Below are 25,364 nucleotides of genomic sequence, written 5' to 3' on the forward strand. Positions count from 1 at the left end.
CGGCGTCGCGCCCCGGCTACGCGGGAGCAGTGCCCAACAGTTCCGACTTCCTCCCGCTCCACGTCACCACCAGCTCGTCCCACGCCCGGGTTGCCGCGACGTACAGCAGCGAGCGCTCTCGCAGCACCGCCTCGCCCTGCTCCTCCTCGGGCACGGATATCGCAGGGTGGCGGCGGAGGGGACGTGGGTGGCGTCGATACCGGCGAGGACGACGCGGGAGAACTCCATGCCCTTCGACCGGTGCATGGTGAGCACCTGCACGTGCCCGCTGGTGGCGAGATTGTCGTCGAGGGCGCGGGCGTCGATGCCGCGGCCACCGAGGGTGCGAACGAACTGGGTGCGGTCGTTCTTGCCGCGAGTAAGGACGGCGATGGTGGACGGGTCGATCTCCGCGTCGAGCCAGGCACGAACTTCCTGTGTGACCTTGTCGAGTTCGTCTGCTGCATCGGTGTATTCGAGCATCCGCGGGTTCGATCCGAGGCGTACAGACCGGTAGTCGGCGGTGGATTCCTCACCCTGCTCGAGGTCCTTGTACTCGGCGCCGGACAGGATGCTGACCGCAAAGTGCAGGTTCTGCGCGGTGGTCCGGTAGTTCAATGTCAGCCGTCGCGACCGCCCGACGATCTTGATTCCGAAGTGGGACAGCGCGATCGATTGACCGTAGATCCGCTGGTGCGAATCCTCGGCGATGAACAGGTCGTTCGACCCTTCTGCGACGAGGGCCCGCAGCAGCGCCCAGTGGGTGGCGTGTAGGTCCTGCGCCTCGTCGACGATCACGTGGTCCGCCACGTGGCTGCCGCCGGATTCGCCGCGCAGCCGCATGTGTTCGGCGGCCAACGCCAAGATTTCGGGGAAGCTCAGGCTGCCGGCCATCCGGCTCTGCCGCCGGTACGCTTCGACGAGTTTCCACACGGCGATGCGCTGCGGCCGGCTCAGCCGCACCCCGCGACCGGGCCGCGCGACCTTCGCGTACTGTTCGAGAGTCGTCACCTTGTTTGCGAGAATCACTGCGACGTTCTCATTGTCGAGGAATCCGGGTGTCGCGATCCGAGCATCGAGGCCGCTCGACACCGACTGGGCGGGTTGCCCGGGCGGTCCGGTACTGTGGGTCCGTCAGCACGCCGTTCGCACCCAGCGTGATGAGCAAGCGCACCGAATGCGGTGCGCGTGCCCGGCAAGTGATCCGCCGGTTGCGTACCGACACCAACGCGGCGCCCGCAGTCATCACCACCGCGCTCTACCAATACCTGCCGCCCGTCGACGAAGATTCTGTCGAGGAGGTCGGCGAGGTTCGGAAACTGTTGATATTCTCCGACTCTCGGCAGTCCGCTGTGTTCGCCGCACCGTCCATCCAGTACGCAGTCGACCGCTTCACCCGATGCGACTGCGGCATCGAAACCTCCTGTTACGGCTGCCTGCGTTCGTTCCGCAACGAACGGCACCACGAGCAGCTCTCCCGCGAGGGGGCACTGTCGACTTTGCCGAATTCGAGGTCGAGTCGACCCGTGAGGTCGTTTACGGAGCTGGTCTGCACCTCGCAGTCCGTCGTCGAGCTGCTGCTGGAACTGTCGCTGCGCGGCGTCGTCAAGCCCGAACTCGGTGTCGACCTGGGCGTGAACTACTGGCCCGTCGACGCGGTGTGGCCGGACGTTCGGATCGTCCTCGTCGACGGGGACGACGCCGAGCGGGACGCAGACCTCACCGAGGAGGGGTGCACGGTGGTCAACGTCGACGACACCGATGCAGACCGGGTGGTGTCGCTGCTGCCGGCCGTGTGACCAGGCGCGGCGGAACGATGACGATCCCGCCCGGATCGGTGATCTGCGATGACCAGCGTGTCCGCGGTACCGATCGTCATCGCCCGAGGCGCCGATCCTCGTGGTCGACGAGGACGGGGCCGCCGCCTACCCACCGCGCACCGCATTCTGGGCAGTTCACGTACCAGTCCTCGTATCCGTCAACGAACTCGAGCTCACCTTCCGTGCCGACTGCTGGGCACTTCGTCATCTCGTGTCTCCTCTGGTGTGGCGTCAGATCGTTTGCTCGAGAAGATAGATCACGAGTACGACACGCGCCGGATGTCAGCGGTGAGGATGCGCCCACCGTCGGAGTGGTTCCAGACCAGCGCCCAGGCGCGACGACACCCGTCGGCGCAACCCAATACTGTCGTGGTGATCGGCAACACGGCACGAAATGGGGGAACGGGTGGGCGGGGACTGCAAGGCGAAGGCCGACATCGTGGCGTTTTGGCGGGCGATCGAGTTGTTCAGCCCGCAGACGGTGCCGAAGGTGGACCGGTTCGACGCCCATACACCGGTCGAGGTCGTCAGGTCGGGGGCGCCGCTGCCCTGGGAGACGGGACACCGGCTGAGCGCGCCGTCACGCCGCGGGTACGAGCGCCAGCATGTCGTCTACGTCGGGGTGTACCGGATCGACGACGTGTGGGTGGCTGTCGACGGCATCCTCGACCCCAGCACCGAGAACTTCGATCCGAGACCGGCGGGGGACTGCGCCCTCGCCGCGATCGCGCTCGACGAGCACGGCCGGTATCTTCCCGGCACGGCGATCGTGTCCGGGTTGGCGTGGGCGGCAGGCCGCACCCGCAGCCCTGGACCGAGCAACCCAGCCTGGCTGGACGGGTTCGGCGCCGCCGCGGCACTGTTCGAGGAGATCGTCGACGACGTCCAGTCCGTCGACGTCGACATGGGTGGTCGGGCACCACTGGACACCGATACCCTGCGCGTGTTGCGGGTGCGGACGGCGGACCTGCTGGGCGTCGACGATCTCGTCGACTGCACGGAGATCCGTATCCGATCCGTCGAAGTTCGTGCATCGGACGGCGTCGAGGGCACGGACTTCCTCAACAGTTTCATCGCCGCCGATCTCGACCTCGTCGCGGCGGAGGTCGCGGTCGGGAACATCGGCGCAGGCCTCGCGCAGTACCTGTCCGCGGACACCGAACTCGACCTCACCCGCCGCGTCGACGTCCGGTTGAACCCCGCTGCTTCCCTCGACGGATGTCGGCCCGGTGCCACGCCGTTCGGTCGGTGGCCGAGCAAGCCGACCCATCCGCTCGCTCTCGGGCAACAGTTCGCGGTGAATGCAATCATGGGTGAACTCGCCGCCGGCGCAGGAATCTTCGCAGTGAACGGGCCACCGGGCACCGGCAAATCGACGCTGCTGCGCGACATCGTCGCCGCGGTCGTCGTCGAACGAGCCAACCGGCTCGCAGGCTTGGAACGGCCCACCGACGCGTTCGCCGCCACCCCGCACCGGTGGAAGAGCGGCGACTACCCCCGCATCGTCCAGCGGTGGACCCCCGCATTCCACGGATTCGAGATCGTCGTCGCCTCGTCCAACAACGGTGCCGTGGAAAACATCAGCCACGAGATGCCCGCCGCAGATGCGATCGACAGGTCCGCCTTCGACGTCGACTACTTCGGTGACATCGCGACCGCCCTCCTCCCCGACGGGGAGGGCGCGTGGGCGTTGACTGCGGCTCGACTCGGCCGCAAATCGTACCGAACCCGGTTCACCGATACGTTGTGGTTCGACGGGAAGGTGCCGCGAGACGAGGACACTCCGGTGGAGCGGCGACGCGGACTCCAATCGATCCTCAAGGAACTGGAATCTACTGCACCCAAACGCTCTTGGAATGAAGAGAGATCCGAGTACATAGCTGCGCGGGCACGCGTCGAGGACCTGCTCGCGCAGCGGCAACAGGCTCACGATGCCCTGACCGAGGCGGCGACACTCCGCGCCCGGAGTGCCGCGCTTGCTCCGTGGCTCGCTGCCGCCACCGCCGCGGTCCGCGACGCCGAACGCTCCGATGAGATCGCGCGCGTGGGCGTCGACCGGATGCGGCAGGGACGAGATGGTGTCGCCGCGGAAATCGAGGACCACAACCGCACCCGACCGTCGTGGTGGCGCATCGGGCGGACAGCGCGCGCCGACCGCGAAAGGTGGCGGACACGGCATCAGCAACTTGCCGAGGCGTTCGACCGGTGGGAGGCCGCATACAGGAATGCGTGGGGCACGCACCAGCAGCGGCAGCGCACCCTCGTCGACGCGCAGGTCCGGCTCGAACCCCTCGAACGGGAACACCGGAACATCAAGGCCCGGCTCGACCACCTCGACGCCGCACTGCAGTGGTACCGCGACCGCTGGGGGACGGCAATGCCCGGCATCGACTGGCACACCGACGCGGCGGGGCGCGAGTTCACGGCACCGTGGTCGGATCCCGAGGTGGCCGAGGCACGTTCGCGGCTGTTCCTCGCGGCGCTGGCCCTGCACCGCGCATTCCTCGCACATGTACCGAAGCAGATGCGGCAGAGCCTGCACGGCGCGATCGACGTCGTCGCGGGCGGTGCGCCGACCGGCCTCGACGCGGAGGCCGTCGCGGATGCGTGGCGGGCGTTGTTCTTCGTCGTCCCACTGGTTTCGAGCACCTTCGCGTCCTTCGACCGCTGCTTCCGTGGGCTCGGACGCGAATCCCTCGGCTGGCTGCTCATCGACGAGGCTGGCCAGTCCACCCCGCAGAACCCGGTCGGTGCGATCTGGCGGGCCAGACGCACCGTCGTCGTCGGTGACCCGCTGCAGCTCGAACCCGTTGTCACGCTGCCGTTCCGGGCACAGCAAGCGGTGCGCGCCACGTTCGGAGTATCCGAACAATGGCTCCCGGCGCGCGGTTCGGCGCAGTCCGGTGCCGACCGGTTGAACCGGTGGGGCACCACCCTTCCCGGCGCGGAAGAACCGATCTGGGTCGGTGCACCACTGCGGGTGCACCGACGCTGTGACGAGCCGATGTTCTCGATCGTCAACACCATCGCCTACGACGGGACCATGCTGCACGGCGGTGACTCGACCCCGAAAGGGTCGTTGCCGTCGTCGCGGTGGATGGACGTGACGGGGCCGTCGTCCGGCCACTACGTCCGTGCCGAACACGACCTGCTCGTGGAGAGACTCGACTGGTTGCGCGAGAACGGCCACGACATGAGCGAGGTCATCGTCATCACCCCCTTCCGGCAGGTCGCAAGCAGACTCGCCGTCCTCGAACGGCAGTACAGCGGACTGTCGGCCGGCACAGTGCACAAAGCGCAGGGCAAAGAGGCCGACGTCGTGTTCCTCGTCCTCGGCGGCGATCCCGGCAAGGACGGTGCGAAACGCTGGGCGGCATCCAAACCCAATCTGGCGAACGTCGCGATCAGCCGCGCGAAACGGCGGCTCTACGTCATCGGCGACCACGCCGCATGGTCACGCCACCCCCGGTTCGATGTGCTCGCCCGGGAACTGGCACGCCACTCGGCGGTGCGCCCCGGCATGTAGCGACCCGACGCACAGTTGTGAGGTTCTGTGCGGATACGGTGCAGTCCATGTCGACACCCGTGAACCTCGAATCGGTGACCAGGCAGTCCGTGCTGCAGGCGATCGCCGAGTACGACGATGTGGGGCAGGCGGAGTTTCTGCGACGCCGCGGCTTCGGGGAGACACGCAACTTCCGGCTGGTGTACCAGGGCCGCTTCTACGACTCCACGGCGATCGTCGGTGTTGCCCACGGGTATGCGACGGGACGGTTCGTCGACAACTCCGAGTTCTCCGGTGGTCTCGCGACGGTCGTGGACTGCCTGTGCGGGTTGGGGTTCGTCGTCGACCACGGAGGTAAGCATGCGCGCGGCGGGTTGCTGTGGGACCTCGAGACACTGAAGACCTTCACCCGTGGTGGCCGCAGCGCCGCCTACAAGTTCGTCGTGCTGCGGTGGGCGGTCGGCGGCCCCGACCCGCAACGCCATCCCGTTCCGCTGTCGAAAGTTCGGGGCGAACTCGCCGCACTGCTGGCCCCGTACGCGGTCGCCGCGTCGGCCCCGCATCCCGCGGACCCCTGGGTCGCGCTGCGCAGCAGCGGGTGGTGGGCACTCGAACTGCCCGCCGGCGTCGACGAAGCCGAACTCGGCCACCACCAGTTGCGTGCGTTGGCGGTCAACGAGGATCTCGCCGCCGGTGTGAACGAGGCAGTGCGAGTGAAACTTCGCGATCCCGAATGGCAGCAGGAGGCCGTTGCGGTCCTCACTCGCCGGATCGGAGATGTGCTGACCGGTGGCAACGACGACGGTCGGTGAGGGGACGCACCGGCGCCTCCGACCCGCACGCTCCGATGATCGACCGAGCAGCATTTCTGGGGGCGGCCTTCGGTCGACGCGTCCGGCGCGAATCTCCTGCGCAACCAAGCATGTGATTGGTAGCTTCCGATCCGTCCCCAACTGGAGGTGGAATGCACCGAGTATCACGTGCTGCGGCGACCGTCCTGTCGCTGCTGGCATTGGCCTTGCCGTTCGGCGCAGGTGGAGCGCAGGCCCAGCCGCTGCCCGAGAACTACAACTTCTTCGCCGGTATCCCGAACGAGCTGAGCAACCCCGGCGGGTCGCTACCCGGATCGAACGACTTCGAGTGCACGCCGTCCGCGGAGCATCCGCGACCGGTGGTGCTCATGCACGGAACTGGAGGTGGCGCGCAAACCAATTGGGGCGCTTACGTTCCGATGCTGAAGAACGAGGGCTTCTGCGTGTTCGCGCTCACCTACGGCGCGATTCCCGGTGCGCCGTGGCCGATCTCCGCGATCGGCGGAATGGAGCCACTGGAGGACAGTGCCGCCGAGTTCGCGACCTTCGTCGACCGGGTGCGGGCGGCGACCGGATCGCCGACAGTCGACGTGATCGGGCATTCGCAGGGCACGCTGATACCCACGTACTACATGAAGCATCTCGGTGGTGAAGCGGCGATCGGCAACTATGTGTCGATCGCCCCGCCGTGGCTCGGTTTGACGGCAGGCGGCGTCGACGCACTGCCTGCGATCGCCGCGCGCCTCGGTGTGCCCGAGACGTCGCTGCCGATGTGCCGGGGTTGCGGGCAGATGGCGTTGGGCGCGGAGTTCATGGAGAAGATCAACTCCGGCGGCACCCCCTATGTCGAGGGCGTGACGTACACGAACATCTCCACCCGCTACGACGAAGCCATCGCGCTGCATCAGGGGCAGGTGCCCGGGCCTCCCGGATTCGACGTCACCAACATTGTCGTGCAGGACACGTGCGCGCAGGACTTCTCGGAGCATGCCGGCATCGCCGGATCGAAACGGGCCGCGTACATGGTCCTCAATGCACTCGACCCGGCTCATCCGCGGGACGTGCCGTGCATGTTCGTGCCTCCGTTCACCGGGTAGCCGACTGATCCGATCGTCGGGTTCGTCGGTGCGCACCGTGAGCCTTCGTTCGAGTGTGTGATCACCAGCACAGGTTATTGGAAATGAAGGTCATTACCAATAACCTGTGCTGAGTTCACCACCGAAACGAAGACAGGGCACATGACGATCAGAACCGAGCTCCGGCCACTGCTTGCCGGACTTCTCGCGTTGCCGGTGCTGCTGGCGGGCTGCACTTCCGCCGTATCGCACGAATCCCACCCCGTCGAGTCGGGCGGTCAGGAGATCAACGCGCAGCCGGTGGACTCCCTCGCCGGCAGTGGCGAGTTGCGCATCCCGGTCGATGCGCTCCCCACCAACTTCAACCCGCTCCAACTCAACGGCGCCCGCGTCGTCACCTGGCAACTCGCCGAAGCGATCCTGCCGAGCGCATTCCGGGACGGCGCCGACGGAGCGCACGAGCGAGCCGCGGACTTCTTCTCCTCGGTCGAACTCACCTCGTCCGACCCGCAGACCGTCACCTACGACATCGCCGACGGTGCGCAGTGGTCCAACGGACGGGCACTCGACTGGGAGGATCTCGCCGCACAGGTGCTGGCATTGGGCGGGGACGATCCCGCCTACGAGGGGTACAGCAACGTCGGCTACGACGCCGTGGGCTCCGTGGAGCGTGGCGCCTCCGACCAGCAGGCGGTCGTCACCTTCGACGAGCCCTTTGCCGAATGGCAGGGCCTGTTCAATCTGATTGTCCCGAAGGAAGTCTCGACCAACGCCGAGACCTTCAACAGCGGATGGCTGTCGGGGCCGACGATCACCGCGGGCCCGTTCACCGTGTCGGAGATCGACCAGACCGCGAAGACCGTGGTCGTCGAGCGCAACGACGACTGGTGGGGTGAGCGTCCGGCACTCGATCGCATCGTGTTCCGGGCTCTCGATTCCTCCGCGCGCGCCGACGCGCTCGCCAACAACGAGATCGATCTCTATCCGATCGGCGCCGACATCGACCTGTTCACCCGAGCGCAGGGCATCAGCGGGGTCGAGATCCGGCAGGCACCGGAACGCAAGGCCGGACAGTTGACCTTCAACGGCGGTGACGGCCGCCTCCTCGCGGACGAGCAACTGCGCCGGGCGATCGCACAATCGGTCGATCCGACCACGGTTTCCGAAGTCCTGCTCGGGCAGATCGTTCCGGGTGCGACGCCGCCCGGAAACCACATTCTGCCCCCGACCGACGCAGGCTGGCGGGACAATTCGTCGGCGCTGCCGTTCGACTCCGAGGCCGCCGAGGCGACCCTCGACGAACTGGGCTGGATCGCATCGGGCGACGGCACCCGATCCAAGGACGGAACGCCGCTGCAGCTCGAACTGATCGCACAGAACACGCCTGTCGGGAACGCCGTGTCCGCCGTGATCCGCAACCAGTTGTCGGAGGTGGGCGTCGACGTCCAGGTGCGATCGCTGTCCCCCGACCAGTTCTACGACCAGAACCTGATTCCCGGCCGCTTCGATCTGGCTGCGTTCGAGTGGACCAAGTCGGCGTCTCCGTTCGCACACGACCGTCCGGTGTTCGCGAAACCCGAATCCGACGACCCGGCAAGCAATTTCGGTCGCGTGTACATCCCGGAGATCGACATCCTGTACGACGAGGGTTTGGTCACGCTCGACGCCGACCGTCGTACCGAGATTGCGAACGAGATCGACGTACTGGCCTGGGAACACGCGCATCACCTGCCGCTGTACACCGACTCCGGTGCCTACGCCGTACGGGAGAACCTTGCCAACTACGGTGCCCGCGGACTGGGTGCCTACGGATTCGACAAGGCCGGCTGGCAGCAATGACGCCGACAGATGCCGTCGGTGCACGCAGACATCGCCCGTGCCGACGGCATCTCCACACCATCACCTACCTCTCCCGGAGACTCGCCGGCCGTCTCGGTCTCTGCCTCGGAGCCACCTTCCTCACGTTCGGTCTCGCGTCGTGGGCATTCGATCCACTGTCCACCTTCACCTCCCGGCAGCCGCGGCCACCGCAACACGTGGTCGACGCGCAGGCGGAACGACTCGGCCTCGACCACCCGGTGCCGGTTCGCTTCCTGATCTGGCTGTCCGGCATGGTCACCGGTGACTTCGGGACCACCGTCGGCGGGCGCCCGATCGTCGGAGAACTGATCACCCGAACCGGAACGAGTCTGCGGCTATATCTGATCGGCGCGGCCATCGCGATCGTCGTCGGCATCGTCATCGGGGTCCGCGGTGCATTGTCCACACGAAGGGGCGGCGCCGAGGTGTCCATGCTCTGGACACTGATCGTTCTCGCCGTGCCGGTGTTCGTGCTGGGCACACTACTGAAGATCATGTGGCTCCCCGTCAACGAGCTCGCGGGAACACAGATTCTGTACTTCTCCGGGGAGAAGACGGCGGGTTCCACCGCAACGGGATTCGCCTCGGTCGTGGACCGCGTGCAGCATCTGATCCTGCCCACCCTTTGTATTGCCTTGCCGCAGATCGCCTTTTTCAGTCGGTATCAGCGCGCCGCGGCGTTGGACGTCGCGGACAGCGGATACGTCCGATCGGCCCGTGCCCGCGGCCTGTCCCGTCGTGCCGCCTTTCACCGACACGGACTGAGGTCCGCTGTGGTGCCCCTGCTGGCGCTCTTCGCGTTCAGTTTCGGGGTCCACATCGCAGGCGGTGTCTTCACGGAACGGATCTTCGGTTGGTACGGGCTGGGCGACTGGATTCTCACCGCAGTCCACGACCACGACGCGATGGTGTGCGCATCGGTGACGTTGGTGCTCGGCGCGTTGGTGGTACTCGCCGGATGGGTGTCCGATATCGCCTCCGCGATCCTTGACCCCCGACTGCGAGCAGTCACGTGACCCACACTGCCGCCCGCCCGCTCGACGGCATCGGTGGCCGAACAATCGGTGGCCGAACACTTGCGCTGACGGGTGCCGCGATGCTCGGCGTCATCACGCTCGTCGCGGTGGTCGGCCCAGTTCTCCATCCGCACGAGTTCGACACCCAGAACCACACTGCGATCCTGGAACCACCGAACGGAACACACTGGCTGGGAACCGCGCGTCTGGGTGAGGACGTCCTCGCCCAGACGCTGCACGGACTCCAGAAGTCGCTGCTGATCGGGACCCTCGCGGCGGTGGTGTCCACCGCGCTGGCCGCGGTCATCGGCGGTACCGCGGGGTATCTGCGTGGCCGGCCGGACACCGCACTGATGTGGATCGTCGACACTCTGTTGATTCTGCCGTCCGTCCTGGTCATCGCGGTGCTGTCACCGCTGTTCGTGGGGCGGTCGTGGCTGTGGCTGGTGCTCGCCGTCGCGGCGCTCGGTTGGATGTTGCCGGCCAGGGTCGTCCGGACCAGGACCCTGACCCTACGTGTCAGTGGTTTCGTCCGCGCATCCCGTGCGATGGGCGCGAGCACCTGGCACATCCTCCGCGTCCATCTCATCCCGAACATGTTCGCGCTGTTGGCGATCGACTGTGCTCTCAGTGTCGCGACGGCGGTGATCGCCGAGGCGGGCCTCAGTTACTTCGGTTTCGGAATCCAGGCGCCCGACGTGTCGCTCGGCACCCTCATCGCCGCCGGGAGCACCTCCGCCGTGACCTATCCGTGGACGTTCCTCGCCCCGTCGGCCGCGCTCGTTCTCACCGTCCTGGCGGTCGGGTTCATCGGGGAAGGCGTGCGCCGACATATCGAGGAGGCGACCCGATGACCGACCTGCCCACCGGCACGCTGCTGCGGGTCCGTGGCCTCGCCGTCGCTGTTGCCGGAGCGCCCATCGTGACGGACGTCGGCTTCGATATCCGCCGGGGCGAGGTCCTCGGTCTTGTCGGAGCATCCGGGTCCGGGAAGTCGATGACCTGTTCGGCCGTCATGGGCATGACTCCGCCCGCCGCAACGGTCACCGGATCCGTGGAGTTCGACGGTATCGAACTCACCACCCTGGACGAGCCGGGGTTCTGCCGGATCAGAGGTTCCCGCATCGCGCTCGTAGCGCAGGACCCGCTCGGAGCGCTCACCCCCACCCGAACAGTGGGTTCGCTGATCGTCGAAACCGTTCGCCTGCATCGGGATCTGGATCGTGCGACGGCACGCCGTGTCGCGATCGACCTGCTTCGCCGGGTGGAACTTCCCGATCCGGGGCGTACCGTCGACGCGTATCCGCACGAACTGTCCGGTGGGATGAGGCAACGGGTGTGCATTGCGCTCGCGATCGCGGGCGAACCCGACCTGATCATCGCCGACGAACCGACCAGCGCACTGGACACCGAGGTCGGCGGCCGCATCCTCACGCTCTTCGAGAACCTGCTCGATGAACGAAACATCGCGATGCTGTTGATCTCCCACGACGACCGGGTGGTCGCACGACTCGCAGATCGGGTGGTCTCGATCGAGGATGGGCGGCTCCGGCCCCACCGCCCGGCGGCGCCCGCTGCGGTGGACACTGTCGCGGCGATCGGCACTGTCGCGGCGACGTCCCGGCGCTTCGGCCCGCCCGTCCTCGAGGTGCAGGGCCTCACCGTCACGCACGCCGCGCCTCGGGCGCTTCGTCGCCGTGACACCGTGGTCGCGTGCCGCGACGTGTCGCTGACCGTCGAGGCCGGCGAAGCGGTTGCGCTCGTCGGCCCATCCGGCAGCGGTAAGTCCTCGATCGTGAACACCGTCCTCGATCTTCGCGGACCGGAGCAGGGTCGGGTCGCCGTCTTCGGGCGGGACCTCGCCACGCTCACCCGTCGTGAACGGGCGACGGTGCGCGAACGAATGCAGGCGGTCTTCCAGGATCCCGGCGACTCGCTCGATCCGCGGATGCGGGTCGACGCTGTTGTCGCGGAACCACTCCGGGTGATGCGACGTCCCGCCACCGCATCCCGCATCGCCGAACTGCTCGGTCTCGTCGGTCTCGCACCGGACATCGCCCGCCGCTACCCGCGGCAGTTGTCCGGTGGCCAGCAGCAGCGGGTGGCGATCGCGCGGGCCCTCGCACCGGGGCCGGAACTGCTGCTCCTGGACGAACCCGTGTCGTCGCTGGATGCCCCCCTACGGACCGAGATCATGACGCTGCTCGACCGGCTTCGCGACGACCTCGGTCTCGCGTATCTCATGGTCTCGCACGACCTTCCACTGATGAAACGCCATGCCGATCGCATCGTCACCCTGCCGGGCGGTCGCGTCATGGCGCCGGCCGAGACGACCGAATCCGGCGTGGACACCGAGATTCTCGATCGCGACAACACCGACTGCAAGGAGCCGACACGGACGTGAACTCGACTACATCACCACCCGCAGTACCCGCCCCGGCACGGCCGGATGATCCGCTTCCCCTGACTCCCCTGATCTCACCGTTCATGTCGGAACTGCTCGGGGAACGTGCTCTCCTGCGTTCTCTCGTGCACGGACTCGGATCCCCACTCAACATCGTTCTTCCCCAGCAGGTCACCGAGAACGTCACCGAATTCGGTGCCGTTCTCCGGGACACGGGCGTCAGCGGCACCCTCTACTACGCGCACAAGGCAAATCGTTCCGCCGCACTGGTCAGGGCACTGGCCGCCACCGACGCACGGATCGACGTGGCGTCCACAGGGGAACTTCAGCGCGCGCTCGGCGCGGGATTCGCCCCCGGCCGCATCATGGCCACCGGCCCGAAGTCACCCGAGTTCCTGTGGCTCGCGTTGCGGTCCGGGGTGACGGTGAACGTCGACAGTATCGCCGAACTCGATCTCGTCGGCGACATTGCCACCCGGCACGGGCTCGGCCCCGTCGATGTGCTCGTCCGGCTGTCCGGGTTCACCGTGTCGGGAACGACGGTACTGTCCCGGCCGTCCCGATTCGGCGTGCCGACGGAGCGCCTGGGCGACGTGTTCGCCGCGCTCGATCGACTTCGCACGGTAGTCCGGCTCGTGGGTTTCGCCTACCACCTCGACACCATCACGATCGGCGAGAAGGCACGTGCCTTCGACGCCTGCATCCGTGCACTGCGCGAAGCCAGGCGCCACGGCCACGGCCCGCAGGTGGTCGACATCGGTGGGGGATTCGGAGTCAACTATCTCGCGGACGGGTCCGAATGGGAGGCGTTCACCAGCGCTCTTGCGGAAGCAACTTTGGGACAACGCGATCCAGTCACGTGGCAGGGGGCAGGATACGGACTGCGCAACGAATCCGGCCGGCTGCGCGGCAGCATCGGTCTCTATCCCGCTCATCGTCCGACCACCGGACCCGCCTACCTGGCCGAACTACTGGCAACCCGCGCGCCGACCCTCGGCCTCCCGCTCGGTCGAGCGATGCTCGAGAGTATGCACGAGGTATGGATCGAACCGGGCCGGGCACTGCTCGATCAATGCGGTCTGGTGCTCACCCGCGTGCTGGAGGTGCGGCCCTCCGGGGACGGTAACTCTGCCTTCGTCCGGCTCGACCTCAATGCGGGTGATGTCGGCCTCGAAGAGCACGGCGTGCACCTCGACCCGGTCGTGATTCCGGCCGACGGCAGCGCGAACGGCCCCGGATCCGCATATCTCATCGGGAACCTTTGCCTGGAAGCAGATTTCATCAGCCGCCGAAAGATCTGGTTCCGCAGTATGCCCAGCGTCGGCGATCTGCTGGCGTTCCCGAACACCGCCGGTTATTTCATGGACTTCAGCGCAGACCATGCGCTCGATCAGCCGGTCGCACGGAAGGTGGCGCTGACCCGCGAGGACACAGGATGGCACTGGCAGCTCGACGACGAGCACTGGCCGGTCCGCGCACCCGCCGCAGACAAGGAGGACAAGTGAAGTACGACAGCATCATCGACGTCATCGGCGACACGCCGCTGGTTAGGATCGCCCCGGATGTCACCGGTCTGCGAAACATCGACCTCTACGCCAAGATGGAGATGCTCAACCCCTTCGGATCGGTGAAGGACCGGGCTGCCTGGTCCATGGTCGAACCCGGTATCGCCGACGCCACCGACGGCGACCGCACCATGATCGAACTCTCCAGCGGAAACACCGCCAAGGCGCTCGCCGTCATCTCCGGCATGCACGGTCTCCGGTTCAAGTCGGTGACAAATCGAATGAAGGTGCCGGAGATCAAGGACCTGCTGTTGCTGCTCGGCGCGGACATCGAGGAGCTGCCGGGACAGGCCGAGTGCCTCGACCCCACCGACACCGACGACCCGCTCGCCCGGATCCACCGGGAGATCTCCAGGGACAGTGAGCGATACTTCCACACCGACCAATACTTCAACGAACGCAATATCGCGGCGCACGTCGACGGGACCGGTCCCGAGATCCTGCGGGATCTGAACGGGGCACCGGATCACTTCATCGCGTGCGTGGGAACCGCCGGATCATCCACCGGCGTCGCACGGGTTCTGCGCGAAGCAGATTCACGGGTCCGGGTACTCGGACTGGTCGCGCACAAGACCGACTTCATTCCCGGTATCCGCAACATCGACGAGGTCCACGAGGTGGGCCTGTTCGACCCGGACAACTACGACCGCATCGAGGCGGTCAGCGCCGACGAGGCCATCGACGGAATGCTCACCCTCGTCCGTCGTTGTGGGATGCTCGCCGGTCCGACCGGCGGCGCCGCCTACTTCGGCGCGGTACGACACCTCGCCGAATTCGACGCGGAACTCGACGGCACCGGCGAGCGGCAGAGCGCCGTCTTCATCGTGTGCGACCGGGTGGAGAGTTACATGTCGTATGTGCGGCAGCGTCGGCCCGAACTGCTGAAGCAGCCTCCCCGCCACGACGCCATGGGAACCCTCTCCGACGATGATGTGGCCGCCGCTCCATCGCTGTCGGTCCGCGAGGCCCGGCAATGGATCGACGAGGAATCGCCGTTGATCGTGGATCTGCGCAGTTCCTTCGCATTCGGCGCCCTCCACATCGAGGGCTCGGTGAACATCGTCGACGAACTGTTCGGTGAACTGCTGCGCGGCGGCCTGCCGGTGGGACCGGACCACAAGGTTCTGCTGGTATGCCCCGTTGGCGAGAAGTCGGCCAGGTACTGCGCGGCCCTGCACCGGATGGGGCATACCGATGTTCGAAGTCTGACCGGTGGGGTCATCGCCTGGCGTGACGCAGGCGCTCCCCTCGTCTGACACCACGAAAGGACTCGACGATGACCACAACTGCACTGACCGAATCACCGCACGACACCCTCACCCGGCTCGCCGAGTGGCAATCCGGGCTCCGGGAGCAGTTCCCGATCATCACCGGGAACCCGGGCCTCGTGTACCTCGACAGCTCGGCGACCGCGCAGAAGCCGCGCCCCGTACTGGACGCGGTACACCATTATCTGACCACCACCAACGCGAACGCCGGCCGCGGAACCTACGAGTGGGCGAACCGCACCACCGAGCTCATGGACATCGGCCGGGACACCGTCCGCCGGTTCCTCGGCGACGCCGGGGACGGACCGTCGACGGTCACCTTCGTGGACGGTACCTCCACCGGTCTGCGCCGGGTCGCGATGGACTGGCTGATGAGCGAGCTCCGCGACGGCGACGAGATCATCGTTCCGTTCGCGGACCATCAGGCCAACAACGCGCCGTGGCTCGAGGCGAGCGCGGAGCTGGCTCGGCGGGGAACGCACATCGTCGTCCACGCTCTGCCCTACGAGCAGTCCGGTTCCGGTGACTACGACATCGACGCTCTCGCGCAGTTGGTGACGCCGAGGACCCGGTTCGTCGCGGTCACCCACGTGCACCACGTGTACGGAAACGACATGAACGTGCACCGCATACGCCGGGTGTGCGGGCCGGACATCGTGATCTGTCTCGATGCCGCACAGAGCGTCGGGCACATGCCGGTCGACGTCGGCGCCGTCGACGTGGACTTCGTCGTGTTCTCCGGCCACAAGGCGATGGCACTGCCGGGCATCGGCGCGATCTGGGCGCGGAACACCCGCGGGGAGGCGTTCGCCCCACACGGCTGGAGCGGCAGTCCCAACACATCGGGAGTGGTCAGCGTGATCACCGCACTGGGTTGGCTCTCCGACGCCGGGCTCCGCGAGATCCACGACTGGACAGTGTCACTCGGCGCCGTCGTCACCGACGCGCTCGCCGGCTGCGAGTCCTACGAACTTCTCGGCTGTCAGGAGAGCCTGACCCTGGAATCCCGGGTGCAACGTCGGCAGGGCATCGTCACCTTCCGACATCGTCAGGTGAGCGCGAACGATCTCGGATTCGTCCTCGCCGGAGCCGGTTTCATGGTCCGTGCAGACGGCCACTGCCAGGCGGGGGACAGGGGCACCGAGTCGTCGGTCCGGGTGAGTGTCCACGCATACAACACCCTCGACGAGGTGGATCGCCTGATCACCGTGCTGCGCGACCTGGATTCGGCCCGTTGAGCCGGCCAGTGGTGATGGTCGACGTCTACGCGCCGACGATGCGACTGGCGCAGGGGTTCATCGATCGAGGGTTCCCGGTCGTCCAACTGCGCAGCACTCCCGAGATCCCTCCGGTGTACCGCGGATTCTCCGGCGACGGACTGGCCGGGTGCCTCGTACACGACGGCGGGCTGGCCGAGGCCGCCGTCGTGCGCACCGCCGCCGCTGTGTCCGCGCTGGATCCCGTGGCAGTCGTCACCGGTGGCGAGACCGGAGTCGAACTGGCCGACGCGGTAGCGAGCAGGCTCGGTCTGGCGTCCAACGGAACCGCGGCCAGCAGCATCCGGCGGGACAAGTACGCGATGATCGAGCGTCTCCGTGACAGGGGACTGCGCGTCGCCCGGCAGTTGCTCGTGCCGGACGCAGACAGTCTGGCCGTCTGGCATTCCGAACTCGGCGGACGTGTGGTGATCAAACCCACGCGCAGCGCCGGCAACGACGGCGTCCAGTTCTGTGACTCGCCGGTCGAGTCGGTCGCAGCCTACCGGTCGATCGTGAACAGCCAGAACATCTTCGGTATCACGAACGAAGGGGTGGTGGCCCAGGAATTCCTCGTCGGCGGGGAACACGTCGTCAACACGGTGAGCTGCGGCGGTCAGCATCGGGTCACCGACTGCTGGAAATACGTCAAGATTTCTGCGAACGGCGTCTCCGACCGGGTGGTCGCCGCGGTGTCGGTGGACGACGAACCCCGATCCGCCGCGCTCGTCGAGTATGCACTCGCGGTACTCGACGCCCTCGAAATCAGCTACGGACCGGCACATCTGGAAATCATGGACACACCCGACGGGCCCGCGCTGGTCGAGATCGGAGCCCGCCTCTGCGGAGCGGACACGGCCCGCTACGCCGAACTGGCCCGAGGCGAATCTCAGATCGGCTGGACGGTCAGCGCGTTCACCGATCCGGCGAGTTTCCGCCGCGATCACACCGCTGCGGGCCAGATCCGCTCGCACGCCGCGATGGCGTTCATGACCGCACCGCGGGCGGGCGTGCTGCGGGGATACCCACGGCTGCCCGACATTCGGGCGCTGCCCAGCTACGTCGATCACCAGATCGTCGTGGCACCGGGAGAAGTGCTGCACCGCACCGTCTCCGACGTGACCGAGCCGATGATGATCGGTCTTGCGCACCCGAATCGCGACATCCTCGAGCGCGACCTCTTCACCGTGCTGTACCTCGACGGCGACGGCTTCTACGACATCGACGGATTCTGCGACGTCGACGGGATCGGCACGACTGCCGAGGCTCGATCATGACCGCGCACATCGTGATCATCAACCGTTGGCAGGCCCCGTACGCGGACTATGAGAGCTATATCGATCATGCCCGCCACCACGTCAGCTATGTGACCACGGACATCGGGTCCGGCGGCGTCCCCGCAGTGGCCGCGGCGACTGCGCTCGTCGCCGCGACGGACAACCTCGACGAGGTCCGTGCCGCCGTCGCAGCCCTCGAATGCCGATTCGGACCTCCCCGGGCAATCGTCGCGTTGAAGGAGGACGATCTGCTCACCGCCGCGCAGCTCACCGCCGAACGCGGTCTGCCGGGGCGGACACCGGACCAGCTTTCCGTGTTCCGGGACAAACTCGCGATGGCCCGTGCGGTCCACGCGGCCGGACTGAACCTGCCGGACTTCGCCGCGGCGGACTCCGCGGGCACGGTGGTGGAGTTCGGCGACGAACACGGCTGGCCGGTGGTCGTCAAACCCACGCTCGGCAGCTCGAGCGAAGGGGTGCTTGTGTTCGCCACCCGGGAGGCGGTGGATCCGCAGTGGCGTCCGGACCCGGCCGGTTCACTCGTCCAGGCGTGGGTCGACGGCCGGTTGTTCCACGTCGACGGGCTGTTCGACGGCCGCGCTATCGGTCCGTGGCGGGCATCCCGCTACCTCGGTACCCCCCTCGAATTCCGGCAGGGACACTGGATCGGCTCGGTGGAGGTCGACGACGCCTCGACGCTCGCCGCGATCGAGGACTTCACTGCGCGACTGCTGCCGGCACTGACGACCGCACCCACCGTGTTCCACCTCGAGGTGTTCGTCGACCGCACATCAGCTGGTGAGCCGCAGTGCACCTTCGTCGAAATCGGCGCCCGCGCCGGGGGCGCGGAGATTCCGATCGTGTGGCGCGACGTACACCGGTTCGATCTGATGGGAGCAGCTTTCGCGCTTGCGGCGAACGGATGGGCACGAGAACCGCTGCAGGTGCCTGGCGGTGACGACTACGGCGGTCTCCTGCTGATCCCGTCCCCCACCGAGCGACCGTGCCGGGTGGCGACGGTTCGCCGCGTCCACGGCACCGCCGCGGCACCACCCGAGTTGTACGCCGAGGACACCGTCGCCGTCGGTGATGTCATCGCGTCGGCGCCGTCGTACTACGAGCACGTGGGAGGCCGTTTCCGGTTCCGAGGAGCCTCGACCGCCGTGGTCGAGGCCGCGATCCGAACGGTCGCTGCTGCCTTCTCGATCAGCGGAACAACCATCGGCGCTGTTTCGGCGGTGTCGCAGTGAATGTCTACCGGCAACTGTGGGCCATCCCAGGCGCGCGCATGCTGCTGGTGGGCGGCACCGTTGCTCGTCTCGGTCACGGGGTCACCATCGTTGCGTGGGTGCTGCTCATCCGTGCGGTCGGTGGTAGCTACACCGAAGCGGGGCTGGTGGCTGGAACTATCTCTCTCGCTACGGCGTTCGCCGCGCCCGTCGCGGGACGACTCGTGGACCGCTACTCTGCCGCACGGGTCGTTCCCCTCTACGCGCTCGTGTACACAGTCGGCCAGCTCTGCTTGCTCTGCACGGTCCTGCTCGACGGACCGACCACGGTGCTACTCGTGTTCGCCGGTGTCACCGGAGCGGGCTTCCCTCCGATGTCCCCGTCGATCCGCGCGGCATGGACCCATCTGACCGACGGCGGACCGCATGCGCCGCTCCGGTCGGCGGCGATGGCCGCCGAGTCGACGGTATTCGAGCTGGTGTTCGTCGCCGGCCCACTGATTGTCTCCCTGTGTGTGCTACTGACCGGAAGTACCTCGGGATCGGCAACATTCGGTACCGCGGTCGCGATCGGACTCGCAAGCATCAGCACATTGGTCGGAACCCTGGTGGTGTGCCGGGGCTGTGCGATCCGCGCCCTCCGCCGAGTTCCCGAGTCACCCCCGACCGTCGGGGTGGGGCCGCTGCGTATTCCGCGATTCGTACTGTTGCTGACAGTGACCGCCGGCGTTGCCCTGTCCTTCGGCGCGGCCCCGGTGGCGATCACCGCGTTCACCGAGAACGGGAGCGAGACGGGTGGAGTATCGGCCGGGGTGCTCATCGCGGTGTGGAGCGCGGGTAGCGCGGCGGGTGGCCTCGCATACGGACTTCTGTCCGGTGCGTGCACCACGCGTGAACTACTCGGTCGGCTCGTGGCCGTGTTGCTTGTCCTCGGCACCGGGTACGGACTGTGGCAACTCGCGACCGGGCCGGTGGTGATGGGTGCGTTCCTCCTGGTCACGGGTGCGGTGATCGCGCCCGCCACAACCATTCTCGCCGAACTTGTCGCGGTGACTGTGCCGAGGTTCATGCTGACCGAGGGCTACACCTGGTTCACCTGCGCGAACATGTCGAGTGCCGCGCTGGGCGCGGCGGTGGCTGGACGCCTGGTGGACACCGCGCCCGGTGTGCGCGGTGCATTCTGGGCGTGTGCGCTGGCCGTCGCCTTCAGTTGTGTGGTTGCGGTCGCCACGATGCGGCGTGCCGACCACGCGCCGGACTCCCAATCGGTGACGGAGCCTGTGTGATGATCACGCCGAGCCACGCCAGGGCCTGGTACGACAGCTGGGAACTGCAGCAGGAACGGTACGCCGGTGCGCGCACCGCACGCATGGCAGCGGTGGTCGATTCCGTCCGCAGTATCTGCCCGAACCCGATGCTGATCGTCGACATCGGTTGTGGACCGGGACGTCTCGCCGCCGACATGGTGGCTGCGTTCCCCCGGGCGCGGGTGGTGGCGGTCGATCAGGATCCGCTGCTACTCGCCCTCGGTCGTGCCGTCCACGCGGCGGTGGAATTCCGGCGCGTGGATGTCGGCTCTCCCGGATGGTCGGATGCGCTGAGGCTCCGCGCGGGGACGGTCGATGCGATCGTGTCCAGTACGGCGCTGCACTATCCGGCACCGGTCGCGCTGGAGAGGATCTACAGCGACTCCGCCGGACTGGTCCGACCCGGCGGCGTCCTCGTGAACGCGGACGAGTTCCCGCTCCCCGACGGAGCGGCCGAGGACGAGGACTCAGGCGACGCGGCTGCCAGGGCCGTCCCTTCGCAGGGCGTGCCGGACGCTGCGGGGGAGAGTTGGCAGGCGTGGTGGGAGGCTGTCGCGGCGGAGCCGGCGTTCGCCGGCCTGCTGGAGATGCGGGCAGCGCTGGTGCCCGCACACGGTCACGACAACGGACTGGGCAGCTCGGCTCATCGGGTGTTGCTGACCCGATCGGGATTCCGATCCGCAGCGGTTACCTGGAGGCGCGGAACCAGCAGCGTCATCATGGCCCAGCGGTGAGGTGATCCCAGCGATGATTCGTCATGGGCCTGTTCGCGCTCGTCCACCGGTCTAGAATCTGCAGGTCGGACATTTCCGCACACCGGTACGAATCGAGTCGAGCATGACCGAAGTCCTGGGTTCTCGTCCGCTGCGTCGGTCGCTGTTCGCCGTGTGCGGCGCATTCCTCCTCACCGCCGTCGCGGCGTGCGGTTCCGGCACCACCGATTCGGCGCGTGCTCCGACGGTGCTGACCGGAATGTCGCCGCAGACCGGGATGTCGCCGCAGACCGGGATGTCACTGCCCGCGCAGGTGGTCACCCCGGTGATCGGCACGGTGATGTTCGCACCCACCCCGTTTGCCGGATCGGACGGGCAGCGGCACCTCGTGTACGAGATCTCGCTGACGAACTTCACCGGTGGGCAGGCGACGGTGACGGGTGTCCGGGCGCTCGACGCGCAGTCGACCGCGACCCTCGCCACGTTCGATTCGGATGCGGTGGCGTCGCGGATGAAACCGACCGGAGCGCCGGCCGGGGGCACCGCTCCCGGTGCGCCGGACGGATACTCGAATATCCTGGCCGGTGGGCAGAACGGAACGTTGTTCGTGCACATCGTGATTCCACCGGACGTCGACACGCCGACGCAGCTCGTCCACGAGGTCGATATCCTCGCCGACGCCGCACCTCCCGGATCGAACCGGATGACCGAGACCATCGCCGAGGTGAGCGTCGGCGACGGTGAGGTGCCGGTATTGGGGCCACCACTCGCCGGGTCGAACTACATTGCCGCAGATGCCTGTTGCGACGCGGTCCGGCACACCCACGCGCTGCTTCCGATCAACGGCACACCGTATCTGGCGCAGCGGTACGCGGTCGATTGGGAACAGGCAGACGAACAAGGACGCATCTTCGTCGGTGATCCGAAAGACCCGGCCGGATACCACATCTTCGGCGACGACGTGGTCGCCGTCGCCGACGGCACCGTCGTCCAGAGCCGCAACGACCTGCCCGAGCAGGAACCGGGCACGTATCCGCAGGGCATCCCGATCGGCGAGGCCGACGGCAACAATCTCGTTCTCGACATCGGCAACGGCTTCTACGTCAACTACGCGCACATGCAGCCCGGTTCGGTGCGGTTCGCGGCGGGCGACACCGTGAAACGCGGGGACGTCATCGGCAGTGTCGGCAACACCGGTAACTCGGTCGCGCCGCACCTGCACGTGCATGTCATGAACGGCCCGTCGTTCCTCGCATCCCAGGGTGTCCCTTCCGTCACCGACGCGTTCACCGTGACCGGTCAGGTGGCGAGCACCGCGGACTTCGACCGGTCCGAGGGCACAGGAATCCCGTTGGTCACCAAACCCGACATCCCCGTCACCGAGCACACCGACGAAATGGTGCTCGACCAGACGCTGGTGACATTTTGACCGGTGTGCCTTTGTGGCTGCCCCAGGGGCCCCAAAGGCACACCGCGCGACCGCTGGCACACTGGGATCGGTGCACGCGGAATCCACAGCAACAGGTCCACTGAGGCCGTTCGAGACAGCAGCAGCGGCGGTGTTCGGGGCATTGACCGCCCTCGTCACCATCGTCGCCGGGCTGATCCCGGTCGGAGTCGCGCAGGTCCTCGTCACACTGCCGATCGCATTCCTCGCCGCCGGAAACCGATTGCGGTCCGCGGTCGCGGCGACCGTAGCGGCCGGTGTCGTCGCGCTCATCGCCGGCGGACCCTTCGGCGTGGCGGCGCTGCTGGTGCTGGCATGTGTCGGTGTGCTCGTCGGATACGCCGAACGCAGGTGGGGACGCAACGCGGTACTGGTCGTGTTCGCCGGTTCGATCCCGCTGGGTCTGGCGGTCGCAGCGTTCGCGGTGGGGATGCTGCTGCTGTTCGACCAGACCAGAATCTTGTTACTCGACTCCCTCGTCGCCTCGATGCAGGGCACCGCACGCGCATTCCAGGCGGCCGGAGCGGGTCAGGATTTCGTCGACACCTTCACCCGCACCACCGATTTCCTCGTCACCTACTGGTGGTTGTGGATCGGGAGCGCGATCGTGGCCGGTACCGTCGGCAGCGCGCTGCTGAGCTTCGGCATCTTCCGGACGGTCGCGTCGCGCACCCGGTGGAGCAGTCCCCCCATCGAATGGCCCGCGACCTCCGCATCGGCCCCGGCGCCCCTGCCCGTGCACCTGCGCACGATCGGATACCGCTATCCGGGCGCGACCGTGGACGCCCTCACCGGTGTCGACCTGACGATCGGAGCCGGCGAGTTCGTCGCGGTGGTCGGCGCGAACGGCTCCGGCAAATCCACCCTCGCGCGGATCCTCGCCGGCCTCGATCCGACCACCGGTTTCGTCGACCGTCCCGGCGGGATCGGCCTCGGCGCACCGGGTGGAACCGCGCTGGTCTTCCAGCATCCGGAGGTGCAGATCCTCGGGCGCACGGTCGCCGAGGACGTGCGCTGGGGACTCGACGCCGACACCGACCGCGCACTCGACGTCGAGGAGTTGCTCGCACGGGTCGGGTTGGGTGGGCTCGCGGACCGGCCCACCGAGGACCTGTCCGGCGGGCAGTTGCAGCGATTGACCGTGGCCGGTGCGCTCGCGCGCCGCCCGGCGCTGCTGATCGCCGACGAGATCACCGCGATGATCGACGACGCGAGCCGGGGCGCGTTGCTCGACCTGCTCGCAGGCATCGCCCGAGACGGCACCGCCGTCGTGCTCGTCACCCACATCGAAGGCGAAGCCGCCACCGCGCATCGAGTCGTTCACCTCGACCGCGGACGTCTCGCCGCGGCGCCCGCACCGACGACAAGGACCGTCGCCGCCGCGACCGCGCCGGTCGCCGCCGAACCGATACTCGAGATCCGCGACGCCACCCACACCTACGCCGCCCGCACGCCCTGGGCGCACACTGCGCTTCGTGGCGTCTCGCTCACGGTCCGCCGCGGCGAGGGTGTGCTCGTCGTCGGTGCGAACGGCTCCGGCAAATCGACCCTCGCCTGGGTCGTCGCCGGTCTGCACCGGCCGACCACCGGGACGTGCACCCTGAATGGCACCGCCACCGCCGACTTGCGCGGCGACATCGGGCTGGTGTTCCAGCAGGCGCGGCTGCAATTGCAGCGGCCCACCGTCGCCGAGGAGATCTGCGAGGTCGCCGGCCTCGACTACATCGACCGGCCGTACGTGGCCGCCGTCCTGCACCGGGTCGGGCTCGGCACACACCTGGTGGACCGTGCCGTCGACACGCTCAGCGGCGGTGAGATGCGGCGGGTCGCGATCGCCGCGCAGCTCACTCGGGCGCCGCGCGTGCTGGTGCTCGACGAACCGCTCGCCGGACTCGACGACGCCGGTCGCCACGACCTGGTCGCGTTGCTCGGCTACCTGCGCGCGACCGAGCACATGACGATCGTCGTCATCTCCCACGACCTGCACGGCATGGAAGCGGTGTGTTCGCGCACCGTCACGCTCGACGCGGGCACGATCGTCGACGACAGGACGGTGGCGGCATGAGACGCGGCAGCACGGAAAGCGGCAGAACCAAGAGCCGGCGCCCGCTGATCCTGCTGCGACCGGTGCCGCGTGAAACACCCGTGCACCGGCTGTGGGCGGGCACCAAACTCCTCGCGGCCACCGCGCTCGCGGTGACGATCGCGTTCGTGCCCACCTGGACGAGCCTGGCGGTGCTGTACGCGGTCCTCGCGGTCGCGATCGCCGTCGCCCGGATCCCGCGCGGCGCGGTGCCCACCGTGCCGTGGTGGGTGTTCGCGTTCGTCGTGTTCTTCGCCGCACTCAACTCGTTCGGTGGGGGACTGGACCCGTACGTACGTTCGGTGCTGGTGGGGGTGGCGCTGCTGGTCGTCGCACTGCTGGTGGGGTGGACGACCCGGCTCAGCGACATCGTCGAGGCCCTGCCGGTGCTGTTCGCGCCGCTGCGGCTGCTGCGATGCCCGGTCGACGAATGGGTGACCACCTGCACCCTCGCGCTGCGGGTCCTGCCGACGATCCGGGAGGAGTTGCGGATGGTGTTCGCCGCGCGCACGCTGCGCGGCCGTCCGGGCGTGCCGTCCCCGAAGGGACTGTGGCACGAGGTCGTCGACTCGGTGGGGGCGGTCGTGTCGGTGTCGCTGCGCCGGGTCCGCGATCTCGGTGACGCGCTGGCGGTGCGGGGGCAGCGGACGGTGGCGCGCACCCGCCCGCGCTGGGGGATCGGGGATGTCGTCACGGTGGGGGCGGTGGCCGCGGCGTGCACGGTGATGGCCGTGTGGGGTTGAGGTC

The 25,364-nt window shown here is 67.6% G+C and carries 19 protein-coding genes and 1 pseudogene; 18 read left to right on the forward strand and 2 right to left on the reverse strand.

All coding sequences use genetic code 11. From position 1 onward, the window contains the following. Positions 1 to 16: 16 nt before the first annotated feature. Positions 17 to 1,080 (reverse strand): annotated as a pseudogene (locus WAX14_RS19155) (3'-5' exonuclease); the annotation flags it as partial. A gap of 59 nt (positions 1,081 to 1,139) precedes the next feature. Here WAX14_RS19155 and WAX14_RS19160 point away from each other — a divergent pair. After that, on the forward strand, positions 1,140 to 1,778 hold the full coding sequence (locus tag WAX14_RS19160) for a hypothetical protein (protein ID WP_422629631.1): 639 nt from the start codon (positions 1,140 to 1,142) through the stop codon (positions 1,776 to 1,778). Between the two features lie 76 nt (positions 1,779 to 1,854). Here the strand turns inward: WAX14_RS19160 and WAX14_RS19165 are convergent, their stop codons facing one another. Then, entirely contained in the window at positions 1,855 to 2,007 is a 153-nt protein-coding gene (locus WAX14_RS19165; protein ID WP_422629632.1) for a hypothetical protein, read from the reverse strand. Positions 2,008 to 2,193: 186 nt separating this feature from the next. Between WAX14_RS19165 and WAX14_RS19170 the strand changes: the two genes are divergently transcribed. The 17 genes from WAX14_RS19170 to WAX14_RS19250 all read left to right on the forward strand — a co-directional run bounded on the left by WAX14_RS19170 (position 2,194) and on the right by WAX14_RS19250 (position 25,360). Further along, complete coding sequence (locus tag WAX14_RS19170) at positions 2,194 to 5,325, forward strand: DEAD/DEAH box helicase (protein ID WP_422629633.1); 3,132 nt, start codon at positions 2,194 to 2,196, stop codon at positions 5,323 to 5,325. Positions 5,326 to 5,372: 47 nt separating this feature from the next. Further along, positions 5,373 to 6,116 (forward strand): hypothetical protein, encoded by a 744-nt coding sequence (locus WAX14_RS19175; RefSeq protein ID WP_422629634.1) that lies wholly within the window; start codon positions 5,373 to 5,375, stop codon positions 6,114 to 6,116. Between the two features lie 152 nt (positions 6,117 to 6,268). Beyond that, entirely contained in the window at positions 6,269 to 7,213 is a 945-nt protein-coding gene (locus WAX14_RS19180) for an esterase/lipase family protein (RefSeq protein ID WP_422629635.1), read from the forward strand. Between the two features lie 141 nt (positions 7,214 to 7,354). After that, positions 7,355 to 9,031, forward strand: a complete 1,677-nt coding sequence (locus WAX14_RS19185; protein ID WP_422629636.1) for an ABC transporter family substrate-binding protein — start codon at positions 7,355 to 7,357, stop codon at positions 9,029 to 9,031. Next, positions 9,028 to 10,068, forward strand: coding sequence for an ABC transporter permease (locus tag WAX14_RS19190; protein WP_422629637.1), 1,041 nt, complete (start codon positions 9,028 to 9,030; stop codon positions 10,066 to 10,068). The genes WAX14_RS19185 and WAX14_RS19190 overlap by 4 nt, the downstream gene beginning before the upstream one ends. Further along, entirely contained in the window at positions 10,065 to 10,922 is an 858-nt protein-coding gene (locus tag WAX14_RS19195) for an ABC transporter permease (protein WP_422629638.1), read from the forward strand. The genes WAX14_RS19190 and WAX14_RS19195 overlap by 4 nt, the downstream gene beginning before the upstream one ends. Next, entirely contained in the window at positions 10,919 to 12,472 is a 1,554-nt protein-coding gene (locus WAX14_RS19200) for an ATP-binding cassette domain-containing protein (protein ID WP_422629639.1), read from the forward strand. The genes WAX14_RS19195 and WAX14_RS19200 overlap by 4 nt, the downstream gene beginning before the upstream one ends. Then, positions 12,469 to 13,977, forward strand: coding sequence for a Y4yA family PLP-dependent enzyme (locus WAX14_RS19205; RefSeq protein WP_422629640.1), 1,509 nt, complete (start codon positions 12,469 to 12,471; stop codon positions 13,975 to 13,977). Before WAX14_RS19200 ends, WAX14_RS19205 begins: the two co-directional genes overlap by 4 nt. Then, positions 13,974 to 15,293 (forward strand): pyridoxal-phosphate dependent enzyme, encoded by a 1,320-nt coding sequence (locus tag WAX14_RS19210; RefSeq protein ID WP_422629641.1) that lies wholly within the window; start codon positions 13,974 to 13,976, stop codon positions 15,291 to 15,293. Before WAX14_RS19205 ends, WAX14_RS19210 begins: the two co-directional genes overlap by 4 nt. 20 nt (positions 15,294 to 15,313) lie before the next feature. Then, positions 15,314 to 16,543 carry an aminotransferase class V-fold PLP-dependent enzyme gene (locus WAX14_RS19215; protein ID WP_422629642.1) on the forward strand — a complete coding sequence of 410 codons (1,230 nt, stop codon included), beginning with the start codon at positions 15,314 to 15,316 and terminating at the stop codon, positions 16,541 to 16,543. Further along, on the forward strand, positions 16,540 to 17,838 hold the full coding sequence (locus tag WAX14_RS19220; RefSeq protein ID WP_422629643.1) for an ATP-grasp domain-containing protein: 1,299 nt from the start codon (positions 16,540 to 16,542) through the stop codon (positions 17,836 to 17,838). Before WAX14_RS19215 ends, WAX14_RS19220 begins: the two co-directional genes overlap by 4 nt. Beyond that, the gene (locus WAX14_RS19225) at positions 17,835 to 19,088 is read left to right on the forward strand and encodes an ATP-grasp domain-containing protein (protein WP_422629644.1); all 1,254 of its coding nucleotides are present in this window, start codon (positions 17,835 to 17,837) and stop codon (positions 19,086 to 19,088) included. The genes WAX14_RS19220 and WAX14_RS19225 overlap by 4 nt, the downstream gene beginning before the upstream one ends. Next, on the forward strand, positions 19,085 to 20,353 hold the full coding sequence (locus tag WAX14_RS19230; protein ID WP_422629645.1) for an MFS transporter: 1,269 nt from the start codon (positions 19,085 to 19,087) through the stop codon (positions 20,351 to 20,353). Before WAX14_RS19225 ends, WAX14_RS19230 begins: the two co-directional genes overlap by 4 nt. Then, complete coding sequence (locus tag WAX14_RS19235) at positions 20,353 to 21,108, forward strand: class I SAM-dependent methyltransferase (RefSeq protein WP_422629646.1); 756 nt, start codon at positions 20,353 to 20,355, stop codon at positions 21,106 to 21,108. The genes WAX14_RS19230 and WAX14_RS19235 overlap by 1 nt, the downstream gene beginning before the upstream one ends. 103 nt (positions 21,109 to 21,211) lie before the next feature. Then, the gene (locus WAX14_RS19240) at positions 21,212 to 22,516 is read left to right on the forward strand and encodes a M23 family metallopeptidase (protein WP_422629647.1); all 1,305 of its coding nucleotides are present in this window, start codon (positions 21,212 to 21,214) and stop codon (positions 22,514 to 22,516) included. Positions 22,517 to 22,586: 70 nt separating this feature from the next. Continuing rightward, positions 22,587 to 24,599 (forward strand): DUF2232 domain-containing protein, encoded by a 2,013-nt coding sequence (locus WAX14_RS19245; protein WP_422629648.1) that lies wholly within the window; start codon positions 22,587 to 22,589, stop codon positions 24,597 to 24,599. Further along, entirely contained in the window at positions 24,596 to 25,360 is a 765-nt protein-coding gene (locus tag WAX14_RS19250; protein ID WP_422629649.1) for a CbiQ family ECF transporter T component, read from the forward strand. Before WAX14_RS19245 ends, WAX14_RS19250 begins: the two co-directional genes overlap by 4 nt. The last annotated feature ends 4 nt before the right edge of the window (positions 25,361 to 25,364 follow it).

The sequence above is a fragment of the Rhodococcus sp. (in: high G+C Gram-positive bacteria) genome, assembly GCF_049299235.1.
Taxonomy (GTDB): Bacteria; Actinomycetota; Actinomycetes; order Mycobacteriales; family Mycobacteriaceae; genus Rhodococcus.

Bases quoted from the DNA above. Each gene is read 5' to 3' on its own strand.
- WAX14_RS19160 (WP_422629631.1), top strand. From the start codon at position 1,140: ATGAGCAAGCGCACCGAATGCGGTGCGCGTGCCCGGCAAGTGATCCGC.
- WAX14_RS19165 (WP_422629632.1), bottom strand. From the start codon at position 2,007: ATGACGAAGTGCCCAGCAGTCGGCACGGAAGGTGAGCTCGAGTTCGTT.
- WAX14_RS19170 (WP_422629633.1), top strand. From the start codon at position 2,194: ATGGGGGAACGGGTGGGCGGGGACTGCAAGGCGAAGGCCGACATCGTG.
- WAX14_RS19175 (WP_422629634.1), top strand. From the start codon at position 5,373: ATGTCGACACCCGTGAACCTCGAATCGGTGACCAGGCAGTCCGTGCTG.
- WAX14_RS19180 (WP_422629635.1), top strand. From the start codon at position 6,269: ATGCACCGAGTATCACGTGCTGCGGCGACCGTCCTGTCGCTGCTGGCA.
- WAX14_RS19185 (WP_422629636.1), top strand. From the start codon at position 7,355: ATGACGATCAGAACCGAGCTCCGGCCACTGCTTGCCGGACTTCTCGCG.
- WAX14_RS19190 (WP_422629637.1), top strand. From the start codon at position 9,028: ATGACGCCGACAGATGCCGTCGGTGCACGCAGACATCGCCCGTGCCGA.
- WAX14_RS19200 (WP_422629639.1), top strand. From the start codon at position 10,919: ATGACCGACCTGCCCACCGGCACGCTGCTGCGGGTCCGTGGCCTCGCC.
- WAX14_RS19215 (WP_422629642.1), top strand. From the start codon at position 15,314: ATGACCACAACTGCACTGACCGAATCACCGCACGACACCCTCACCCGG.
- WAX14_RS19225 (WP_422629644.1), top strand. From the start codon at position 17,835: ATGACCGCGCACATCGTGATCATCAACCGTTGGCAGGCCCCGTACGCG.
- WAX14_RS19235 (WP_422629646.1), top strand. From the start codon at position 20,353: ATGATCACGCCGAGCCACGCCAGGGCCTGGTACGACAGCTGGGAACTG.
- WAX14_RS19240 (WP_422629647.1), top strand. From the start codon at position 21,212: ATGACCGAAGTCCTGGGTTCTCGTCCGCTGCGTCGGTCGCTGTTCGCC.
- WAX14_RS19250 (WP_422629649.1), top strand. From the start codon at position 24,596: ATGAGACGCGGCAGCACGGAAAGCGGCAGAACCAAGAGCCGGCGCCCG.